Source organism: Actinosynnema sp. NPDC059335 (assembly GCF_042752395.1).
In the GTDB taxonomy this organism is placed as follows: domain Bacteria; phylum Actinomycetota; class Actinomycetes; order Mycobacteriales; family Pseudonocardiaceae; genus Actinosynnema.
Map to the genome: position 1 here is coordinate 24783 of NZ_JBHYXZ010000011.1, position 855 is coordinate 25637.

The 855-nt window shown below is 73.7% G+C and carries 1 protein-coding gene; it reads left to right on the top strand.

The window, feature by feature from the left end; translation table 11 throughout:
- On the top strand, positions 1-762 hold a 762-nt coding region (locus ACFXGA_RS05460), incomplete at its 5' end, for an ABC transporter permease (protein ID WP_378084618.1).
- Positions 763-855: the final 93 nt, after the last annotated feature.

The following is an 855-nucleotide window of genomic DNA, read 5'->3' on the forward strand; positions in this document are numbered from 1 at the left end:
GGCCTCTCTCTGGTGCTGGTTATCTGGTACCGGGCGCATACCAGCGGGGTGGGGCGTTGCCCGGGGGCCGCGCCCCCCCCCACCCGGGCGCCGGGGGGTTCCGACCACCGGCCCACGGCCAGCGGCGTGAACTTCGTGATCCTGACGTTGTTCGTGAGCAGCAGCTTCCTGCTGCCGATGATCGTGGCGCTGTTCTTCGGCGACACGATCGCGAGCGAGGCGTCGTGGTCGTCGTTGAAGTACCTGCTCGCCGCGCCGATCCCCCGGCACCGGCTGCTGCGGCGCAAGGCGGTGGCGTCCGGGCTGATGTCGGTGTTCGCGCTGGCGCTGCTGCCCGCGGTGGCGCTGGGCGTCGGCGTGGTCTGGTACGGGGCCGGGGAGGCGGTGTCGCCGACCGGCGAGGCGGCGTCCTTCGGCTCGGGGGTCTACGGCGTGGCGCTGGCCGTCGTCTACATCTCCATCCACCTGTTCTGGGTGGCGGGCCTCGCGCTGTACCTGTCGGTGTCCACGGACGCGCCGCTGGGCGCGGTCGGCGGCGCGGTGCTGGCGTCGATCCTGTCGCAGATCCTCGACCAGATCACGGCGCTGGAAGGGCTGCGGGACTACCTGCCGACGCACTACGCGCTGGCGTGGGTGGACCTGCTGTCGTCGGACGTGGACTGGTCCCAGATGGCGAAGGGCACGTTCTCCGCCCTGGCCTACGGCGCGTTCTTCAGCCTCCTGGCGGCGCGGAAGTTCGCCCGCAAGGACATCACGAGCTGACACGCGCGACCCGACGAGCGGGGGGGGGGGGGGGGCCGGCGGGCGGCGGCCCCGACGGTGCCACCGGCGCGCGCCGCGCGCCCGGGCGCGCCG